Genomic DNA, 9,012 nt, shown 5'->3' with positions numbered 1-9,012 from the left:
CCCCCCCCCCCCCCCCCCCCCCCTTTTTTAATGATACGGCGACCACCGAGATCTACACTCTCGCGGAGTCGTCGGCAGCGTCAGATGTGTATAAGAGTCACCACCACGGCGAAGGCCTCCTCCAGGATGCTGTCCAGGGTCGCGCCCTTGGCGATGCGCTCCTTGAACTCAGCGGTCTTCGCGCGCAGCTGATCGTCCGAAAGCGCCTGCATGGCGGGTTCCAGCGCCGTGATCTTGGCGACGCGGGCGGTCATGCCCTTGACCTTGCGGTCGTTGGAAGAACCGAAGAACCGTTGGAAAATGCTCAAGTGAGGTATCCGTTTGGCGGCGATATGGCCCTTCGCCAGCCAGGAAAATGGCGCTCTTTTGGGGCGTGGGTGACTTAAGGACTGCCCCCGCTCAAGTCAACGCGGCGCACCTGTCGCGGGTTGACCGTTCCCGCGAGGCGCGTAGCTTGGTCGCACTATGAAGGCCTAGTCGCTCATAAGCGCCGCGGACACCGCCGGCCACGCGACGCGCCAGGGGAAGCCCTGCGCGCCCCCTCTACATTCCAGAGGCCTTCATGCCCTCAGACACGACAACGCCCCGCAATGGGACGAACCGCTATGGCTCCATGGCGGCCGAGATCTACGACCTCGACAAGCCCTATTTCGCGCTGCCGGACACCCGATTCCACCTGGAGCGGTTCAGGGGGTTCGGACGCCCGATCCTGGAGCCGGCCTGCGGGTCGGGGCGGACGCTGGTCCCGTTCCTCCAGGCTGGGCTGGATGTGAGCGGCTTCGATCCCAGCGCAGAGATGCTGGACCGATGCCGGACCCGCTGCGCCGAGGCAGGGTTCGCGCCCGATCTCAGGCGGCAACGCTATGAGGACTTCGCCTACGACCGCCGGTTCGGCGCCATACTGATCCCGGTGGGGTCGTTCACCCTGATCGACGACTTCGCCATCGCCATGGCCGTGCTGCGGCGCTTCCGGGATCACCTGGAGCCGGGCGGGGTGCTGGTGATCGACCTGCAGGGCCTGAACTTTCTTACGGGCGGCCAGCCCGACCGACGGCGCTGGGCCGCGCCGAACGGTGACCTGCTGACCTGCGAGGGGATCCGCACGGCCACCGACCTCATGCGTCAGCGGGCCGAGACCACCTACCGCTACGAGCGCTGGCGCGACGGAACGCTGGTCGAAACCCAGATCGACCTGATGGCCCAGCGCTACTGGGGCCTGGACGAGTTCAAGCTGGCGCTGGAGGCGGCTGGGTTCGGAGAGGTCACGGTCTGCGGCGGATACGACCCCGCGCGCGGACCGAGACAGGCCGACCGGATCTGGACGTTCGAGGCGACGAGGGCCTGAGCGCAAACGAAAAGGCCCTCCCACGAGGGAGGGCCAAATTCTCCCTCCCCGCAATGGGGAGGATGGCGAGCGAAGCGAGACGGGTGGGGAAGTGTGGGTCAAGCTCCGCGCTTGGACCTGCATCCCCCACCCTGATCGCTGCGCGATCTGTCCCTCCCAATTAAGGGAGGGACGAAGTTAGAACACCTCGAACAGGCCCGCGCCGCCCATGCCGCCGCCGATGCACATGGAGACGACCACGTGCTTGGCGCCCCGGCGCTTACCTTCCTGCAGGACGTGGCCGGCGAGGCGGGCGCCGGTCATGCCGAAGGGGTGGCCGATGGCGATGGAGCCGCCGTTGACGTTGTACTTCTCGGGGTCGATGCCGAGCTTGTCGCGGCTGTAGAGGCACTGGCTGGCGAAGGCCTCGTTCAGCTCCCACAGGTCGATGTCGTCCACCTTCAGGCCGTGGCGTTCCAGCAGGCGCGGGATGGCGAACACCGGGCCGATGCCCATTTCGTCGGGCTCGCAGCCGGCGACGGCCCAGCCCTTGAACACGCCCAGCGGGTTCAGGCCGCGGCGCTCGGCTTCCTTGCCTTCCATGATCACCACGGCCGCCGCGCCGTCCGAGAGCTGGCTAGCGTTGCCGGCGGTGATGAACTTGCCCTCGCCCATGACCGGCTGGAGCTTCTGGAGGCCCTCGAGCGTGGTGTCGGGGCGGTTGCACTCGTCACGGTCGACCACGTAGTCGACGACGGTCTCTTCCTTCGTCTCCTTGTTGACCGTCTTCATCTTGGTCTTCATCGGGACGATTTCGTCGGCGAACTTCTGCGACTGCTGCGCGGCGGCCATACGGCGCTGGCTCTCCAGCGAGTACTCGTCCTGGGATTCGCGGCTGACGTTGTAGCGGGCGGCCACGATGTCGGCGGTGTCGATCATCGCCATGAAGATCGCCGGGTGCATGCGGGTCAGCTCGGGATCGAAGTTGTCCTTGCCGGCGCCCATGTTGGGCATCGAGATGGACTCGACGCCCCCCGCCACCACGACGGGCGCGCCGTCGTTGCGGACGTGGTTCGCCGCCATGGCGATGGTCTGCAGGCCCGACGAGCAGAAGCGGTTCACGGTCACGCCCGAGGCGGTCACCGGCAGGCCGGCAAGCAGGCCCGCCTGACGCGCGATGTTGCCGCCGCCGTGGGCCACGTTGCCCATGAACACGTCCTCGACGTCGCCGCCGGCCACGCCTGCCTTGGCCACCGCATGCTTCACGGCGTGCGCCGCCATCGACACCGTGGGGGTCATGTTGAACCCGCCACGGCCGGATTTGGCCAGGCCGGTACGGGCATAGGAAACGACGACGGCTTCACGCATCTGGAATAGTCCTCCCAACGAATGGATTTTTGAGCCCTCGGTCGGGGCCCGCAATACTCGGCCGCAACCTTTGCATCCCCGAGGGGAAATGGCTAGGGACGGGCGGCGCGCGGGTCGCTGCGTGGCAAGGAAACGATGATGGCCGCTCGCCTGCTTCGCACCGCAACGATCGCCGTCGCGCTGGCGCTGAGCCTGGCCGCGTGCGACCGCGCCGGGGACAGCACCACCCCGCCAGAGCGAGGCGACAAGGCGGTGGCCAAGGTGGACGGCAAGACCGTCTGGGCCTCGGACGTGAAGCGCGAGGCCGTCGCCCAGGGTCTGATCGGCGAGGGGGAGCCGCTGGATCCGACGTCGGAACTGTTCCGCCAGATGATGGATCAGGTGATCGACCAGAAGCTGCTCGCGGCCGAGGCCCAGCGCCGCAAGCTGGACAAGGATCCGCTGGCGCAGCGCCGCCTGACCGCCGCCCAGGACCGGGTGATGGGTGACATGCTGGTCGAGACCACGGTCGCCGACGCCGTCACTGAGGATAATATCCGCGGCCTCTACGAAGAGCAGCAGAAGCTGGCCCGGCGCTCGGAGGAAATCCGCGCCCGCCAGATCGTGCTGGCGACCGCGGCCGAGGTGGAGCAGGCGAAGAAGCTGCTGATCGCCGGCGCCAACTTCGAGGCGCTGGCCATGGAACGTTCGCGCGATGCGTCGACGCGCTTCAACGGCGGCGACCTGGGTTATTTCACCACCGACGTCATGCCAGAGGCCTATGACGCCGCCCTGAAGGGGGCGAAGCCGGGCCAGCTCGTCGGGCCGATCCCCGTGCAGAACGGCTTCGCGCTGCTCAAGATCGAGGACGTCCGCCAGGAGCAGCCGATCGCGCTGGACGCGGCCCGCCCTCAGATCGTCCGTTTCCTCACCTACGACCGGATCCGCGACCTGCTGGAGAAGCTGCGCGCCAAGGCCAAGGTCGAGGCCCTGATCAAGCCTGAAGCCGGCGGGCCGAAGCCCGTTCCGCCGGCGGACGCACCCAAGGTCGCACCGCGGCTGCCCGCCGAATCCGTCCCCGCCGCCACGCCCCAGAAGGGAGCCGCCAAATGAGCCGCAAGCCCAGCAAGCCCGCGACGAAGGCCGCCCCCGCCAAGTCCGCCAAGCCGGTGGAGGTGGTCGGCCAGGCGGTGGAGCGCGCGCTCGATCCCCTGACCAGCGCCCTGAAGCGCGCCGGGTTGAAGCGCGCCGATAAGGCCGCGCGCGCCTTCGACGACCGCGCCGCCGCGCCGCCGGCGGCCGTGCCGCTTACGGGCAAGGTCGACAAGTCGGCCATGCCGGTCTCGCCGCTGGCCGTGCCGTTTCCGCGCATGCAGCCGATCCGCGGCCTGACGATGGCGACGGGCCGGGCCGGCTTCTACAAGCACGAGCGCGACGACCTGCTGGTCTTCAGCTTTCCGGAGGGCGCGAGCTGCGCCGGCGTTTTCACCCGCCACGGGGTGGGCTCGGCGCCGGTCGATTGGTGTAAGCGGCACCTGGAGGCGACCAAGGGCGAGGGCGTCCGGGCCCTGGTGGTCAATGCCGGCTGCGCCAACTCCTTCACCGGCCGGCCCGGCGCCGACGCCGTGCGCCGCGTGGCCTCGGCCGTGGGCAAGCGCTTCGACTGCCGCCAGCGCGACGTGATGGTGGCCTCGACCGGCGTGATCGGCGTGCTGCTGGACGACGCCAAGATCACCGCCCGCCTGCCCGACCTGGAGCACCACCTGACCGAGGACGGCTGGGGCGGGGCGGCGCGCGCCATCATGACCACCGACACCTTCCCGAAGGGCGCCTATGCCGAGGCCGACATCGACGGGGTGACGGTGCGGATCGGCGGGATCTGCAAGGGCTCGGGCATGATCGCGCCCGACATGGCCACCATGCTGGCTTTCGTCGTCACCGACGCGGCGATCTCGCCGGGCGCGCTGCAAAACCTCTGCAACCTCTACACCCGCAACACCTTCAACGCGGTGACGGTAGACGGCGATCGCTCGACCAACGACACCCTGCTGCTGTTCGCCACAGGCCAGTCGGGCGCGCCGAAGATCAGCCGCGCCGGAGACCGGCGGCTGGCCGACTTCCGTGACAAGCTGGAGCAGGTGCTGATGAACCTGGCCCACCAGCTGGTGCGCGATGGCGAGGGGGCCACCAAGTTCATCAAGATCACGGTCTCGGGCGCCGAGACGGCCGCGTCGGCCCGCAAGATCGCCAAGTCGATCGCCGACAGCCCGTTGGTGAAGACCGCCTTCGCCGGCGAGGACGCCAACTGGGGCCGGATCGTCATGGCGGTGGGCAAGGCTGACGAGCCGGTCGACCGCGACTCGATGAGCGTGAAGTTCGGTCCCCACTGGGCAGCGCAGGACGGGCTGATCGCGGGCAGCTATGACGAGGCCAAGATGAGCGCCTACATGAAGAAGCAGGAGCTCGAAGTCAGCGTCGACGTGGGCATGGGCCGCGCCAGCTCCACCGTCTGGACCTGCGATCTCACCAAGCGGTACGTCGAGATCAACGGCGACTATCGGTCCTGAGCCACGGCGCGACGCGGCCCGGCGGGTCGCCCAGCCGGTAGTTGGCGTAGCGCTTGTCGAAGACTGGCCCGTAGAAGGGGTCGGCGTCCAGGACGGGACCCCAGCGTTCGCGCATGACGCAGACCTCGGCCTCGAACCTGGCGACTTTCTCGGGGGCCAAGTCCGAGCCGCGGCTGGCGCTTTCGTGGTGGACCAACTCGACGAACGGCGTCCAGACGATGTCGTAGCCGGCGGCGCGCACCTTGAGGCACAGGTCGACATCGTTGAAGGCCACGGCGAGGTGCGCCTCGTCCATGCCGCCGACGCTGTCGTAGACGTCCTTGCGAATCGTCAGGCAGGCGGCGGTGACGGCCGAGACATTGCGGGTGAGCCGCAGGTGGCCCTGATAGCCCGCGTGGTTCGCCCCCGCGCCCGCGTAGAGATGGCCGGCGACCTTCTGTGGCACGTCGCCCACGCCTAGCACCACGCCGGCGTGCTGCAGCGTCCCGTCCGGGTAGTAGAGCTTGGCCCCGACGGCGCCGACGGTCGGTCGGATCGCCTGGCTCACCATCTCGTCCAGCCAGTCCGCGCGGATCATCGAGATGTCGTTGTTGAGCAGGACCAGTATCTCACCCTTGGCCTGGGCGGCGGCGCGGTTGTTGAGGCCCGAGAAGTTGAAGGGCCCGGGGGCAGGTATGATCCGCACGCGGGGGTCGGTCTTCAGGCGTTGGAATAGGGCGAGGGTGGCCGGTTCTTCGCTGCCGTTGTCGACGATCAGCAGCTCCAGCGGCGCATAGGCTGTGCCGTTGAGCACCCCGTCGGCGGCCTGGGCCACCAGGTCGGCCCGGTCGCGGGTCGGCATGATCACGCTGACCAAGGGCTTCGGATCGGGCAGGGGGCGGCGCACCCGCAACCAGCGGGCGGTCACGTCCAGCTCTTCGACGGTCCCGACCTGTCCTGTGCGGGCAAGGTGTTCACTCACGGCCTGCGCGGCGGCGGCGGCGCATTCGGCGGCGCGAGCGCGGGAGAAGGAGCCTTGTTTGCCCTGCCAGCGCCAGTGGTAGAGCACCCACGGGATGTGGCGGATGCGGGCCGGGGTCGCCCGCTCGGCCGCGCGCAGCACCAGATCGTGGTCCTGGGCGCCATCGAGGCCGTCGCGCAGGCCGCCCAGCGACGTCAGCAGATCGCGGCGGATCACGGTCAGGTGGTTCACCGCATTCACGCCGGCCATCAGCTCAGCGTTCCAGTCGGTCTTGTGGTGCGGCTGGGAGCGGCGGCCCTTCTCGTCGATCTTGTCCTCGTCGGAAAAGACCAGGTCGGCGAGCGGCCAGCGATCGAGCTCGGCCGCGACCTCGTAGAGCGCCCGTTCGGCCAGCAGGTCGTCGTGGTCGAGGAAGGCCACGAACTCGCCGGTGGCCAGGGCGAGCGCCGAGTTGGTCGCCGCCGCGATGCCGCCGTTGGCCTCGCGGCGGACCAACTTGATCCGGGCGTCCTGTGCCGCCAGTTCGGTCAGCGCCGTCCAGGTCGCCTCGCCAGGCGAGCCGTCATCGGCGATGCACAGCTCCCAGTGCGGATAGAGCTGGGTCAGCACCGAGGCGACCGCCTCGTGCAGCAGGTAGGGATCGGACCTGTAGGCGGCCATCACGACCGAGATGGTCGGGCGCTCGGCGAACCGATCGATGTGGTTGCGGATCGCGTCGCGATCCTCGTCGCTCAGTGTGTCGTAGGCCGCGACCCAGGCGCGGTATTCCTTGTCGGTCTGCGCCTCGGGGCCAACCACGCTGCGGACGAACCGCTCGCCCCACCGCGTCTTGATCACCTGCAGCGCGACCTGGTGGACCACCCAATGGACGGGCGGCCAGCGCCGGACGACGCGGAGGGCGGCTGCGGTGGTGTCGCGGAGCGTGGGCGGCATGAGCAGCGCCCGTCTAGAGCGTTCCGCGCGGGGGTCCAAGCCACACTCGCCCTTCTCCCCTGCGGGAGACGGAGGCTCGCACAGCGAGACCGATGAGCTGTTGCGCGGCGCTGGCGGGAAACCGGCACGAAGAAGGGGCCGCCGGGCATGCCGAGCGACCCCTCATCCGTCAGCCCCCGCCGACACCTTACCCCCACAAGGGGAGAAGGACGTCCGTTAGCGGTTCGACCAGACGCCCGTCGGCTTACGGTCGCCGCCGCCCGAGGAGCGGCCACCCGGAGGGCCGCCACCGCCGCCGCGTCGGCGGCTGGGGCCCTTGAAGGCCGGCTTGGCGTCGCCTTCCGCGCGTTGAGGGCGGTTGTCGGGACGGCCTTCCGGGCGGTGGCTCGGCTTCGCGTCGGCATGGTTGCGGTTGCGCTTCGGCTGGTGGCCGCCGCGGTGCGGCTGGGCGCCGCGACCGCCGCGGGTGTCCGGCCGCTCAGCCTTGCCGCCGGGATCGGGCATGGCCGCGGTCGCCGCGCCCAGGTGCTTGTCGTTGCGGCGATCGAAGCTGGGGATCCGCTGGCGGGTCACCTTCTCGATGTCCTTCAGCAGGTTGCGCTCGTCGTCGGCGCAGAACGCCACGGCCGAGCCGTCCTTGCCGGCGCGGGCGGTACGGCCGATCCGGTGCACGTAGGCTTCCGGCACGTTGGGCAGCTCGTACTGGACGACGTGGCTGACCGCGTCGATGTCGATGCCGCGGGCGGCGATGTCGGTGGCCACCAGGGCGCGGACCTCACCGGCCTTGAAGGCGGCGAGGGCACGTTCGCGCTGGCCCTGGCTCTTGTCGCCGTGGATCGAGACGGCCTCGACGCCCGACTGCTCCAGCCCGCGCGCCACGCGGTCGGCGCCGCGCTTGGTGCGGGTGAAGACGATCACGCGCTTGAAGCCGCCGTCGTCGAACAGCTCGGCCAGCAGGGCGCGCTTGCGCTGCTGCTCGACGAAAAGGACGCGCTGGTTGATCCGCTCGACCGTGGTGGCCTGCGGGGTCACCGAGACCTTCAGCGGGTTGGGGTTGAGGATTTCCGCCGAGAGCTTCTCGATCTCGCTCGGCATGGTCGCCGAGAAGAACAGGTTCTGCCGCACGCGCGGCACGAACTTGATGATCTTCCGGATGGGGACGATGAAGCCCATGTCCAGCATCTGGTCGGCTTCGTCGAGCACCAGGATCTCGACACCCTCCAGGGTCATCGACTTTTCGCCGAGGTGGTCGAGCAGGCGGCCGGGCGTGGCGACGAGGATGTCGACGCCGGGGGCCATGGCGCGCATCTGGCCGCCGTACTTCACGCCGCCGAAGATCACGGCGACGCTGACGCCCATGTGCTTGCCGTACGACTTGAAGCTCTCGCCGATCTGGGTCGCGAGCTCGCGGGTCGGGGCCAGAACGAGCACCCGGGCGCTGCGGCGCGGGGCGGGTTTACGGTTCTCGGCCAGGCGATGCAGGATCGGCAGGGCGAAGGCGGCGGTCTTGCCGGTGCCGGTCTGGGCGATGCCCAGCAGGTCCTTGCCGGACATGACGCCGGGAATGGCCTGCGCCTGGATCGGCGTCGGCTGGGTGTAGCCCTCGTCGGCCAGCGCCTTGAGCAGCGGCTTGGCCAGGCCAAGGTCAGTGAATTGGGTCAAAAGACAGTCTTTCGCGTATGCGCCGAACACGACCGTCGCGGGTCTTCCGCGGGTCGCCAGGCGCCGGTCTTTGGGGAGGCGCCCCGCGTGATGGGCGCATCGGGTGAGAAAGCCTCACGGCGCTCGACAGGCTGAGCCTCTAAACGAGGCCCCACGCGGCTGGAACGCAGATAGCGCTCAGGACGAGCGCGAGCTGCACATCGGGGTTTGCGAGTGTG

The 9,012-nt window shown here is 69.2% G+C and carries 6 protein-coding genes and 1 pseudogene; 3 read left to right on the top strand and 4 right to left on the bottom strand.

What is annotated here, in order from left to right; genetic code table 11:
* Nucleotides 1–101: 101 nt before the first annotated feature.
* Nucleotides 102–308 (bottom strand): annotated as a pseudogene (locus ACODSY_RS25025) (hypothetical protein); the annotation flags it as partial.
* 254 nt (nt 309–562) lie between these two features.
* Here ACODSY_RS25025 and ACODSY_RS25020 point away from each other — a divergent pair.
* Nucleotides 563–1,345 carry a class I SAM-dependent methyltransferase gene (locus ACODSY_RS25020; RefSeq protein WP_488954623.1) on the top strand — a complete coding sequence of 261 codons (783 nt, stop codon included), beginning with the start codon at nt 563–565 and terminating at the stop codon, nt 1,343–1,345.
* Nucleotides 1,346–1,522: 177 nt separating this feature from the next.
* Here the strand turns inward: ACODSY_RS25020 and ACODSY_RS25015 are convergent, their stop codons facing one another.
* Nucleotides 1,523–2,692, bottom strand: coding sequence for an acetyl-CoA C-acyltransferase (locus tag ACODSY_RS25015; protein WP_488954622.1), 1,170 nt, complete (start codon nt 2,690–2,692; stop codon nt 1,523–1,525).
* 135 nt (nt 2,693–2,827) lie between these two features.
* Here ACODSY_RS25015 and ACODSY_RS25010 point away from each other — a divergent pair, with 135 nt between their 5' ends.
* The gene (locus ACODSY_RS25010) at nt 2,828–3,784 is read left to right on the top strand and encodes a peptidylprolyl isomerase (RefSeq protein ID WP_488954621.1); all 957 of its coding nucleotides are present in this window, start codon (nt 2,828–2,830) and stop codon (nt 3,782–3,784) included.
* On the top strand, nt 3,781–5,238 hold the full coding sequence (argJ, locus tag ACODSY_RS25005) for a bifunctional glutamate N-acetyltransferase/amino-acid acetyltransferase ArgJ (RefSeq protein ID WP_488954620.1): 1,458 nt from the start codon (nt 3,781–3,783) through the stop codon (nt 5,236–5,238). Before ACODSY_RS25010 ends, argJ begins: the two co-directional genes overlap by 4 nt.
* On the opposite strand, the gene ACODSY_RS25000 is transcribed toward argJ, so the two are convergent.
* Both ACODSY_RS25000 and ACODSY_RS24995 read right to left on the bottom strand, forming a co-directional pair.
* A complete protein-coding gene (locus ACODSY_RS25000) occupies nt 5,216–7,132 on the bottom strand; it encodes a glycosyltransferase family 2 protein (RefSeq protein WP_488954619.1) in 1,917 nt (638 codons plus the stop codon). The two genes, argJ and ACODSY_RS25000, sit on opposite strands and share 23 nt — an antisense overlap.
* Nucleotides 7,133–7,348: 216 nt before the next feature.
* Entirely contained in the window at nt 7,349–8,794 is a 1,446-nt protein-coding gene (locus tag ACODSY_RS24995) for a DEAD/DEAH box helicase (RefSeq protein WP_488954618.1), read from the bottom strand.
* Between the last annotated feature and the right edge of the window lie 218 nt (nt 8,795–9,012).

It is taken from the genome of Phenylobacterium sp. FG114 (genome assembly GCF_057809855.1).
Note: the sequence above shows the minus strand (reverse complement) of the source record. Positions and strands in the feature narration are given on the sequence as shown.

Excerpts from the sequence above, each read along its gene's own strand:
- ACODSY_RS25000 (WP_488954619.1), bottom strand. The coding sequence starts at position 7,132 with ATGCCGCCCACGCTCCGCGACACCACCGCAGCCGCCCTCCGCGTCGTC.
- ACODSY_RS25010 (WP_488954621.1), top strand. The coding sequence starts at position 2,828 with ATGATGGCCGCTCGCCTGCTTCGCACCGCAACGATCGCCGTCGCGCTG.
- argJ (WP_488954620.1), top strand. The coding sequence starts at position 3,781 with ATGAGCCGCAAGCCCAGCAAGCCCGCGACGAAGGCCGCCCCCGCCAAG.
- ACODSY_RS25020 (WP_488954623.1), top strand. The coding sequence starts at position 563 with ATGCCCTCAGACACGACAACGCCCCGCAATGGGACGAACCGCTATGGC.
- ACODSY_RS25015 (WP_488954622.1), bottom strand. The coding sequence starts at position 2,692 with ATGCGTGAAGCCGTCGTCGTTTCCTATGCCCGTACCGGCCTGGCCAAA.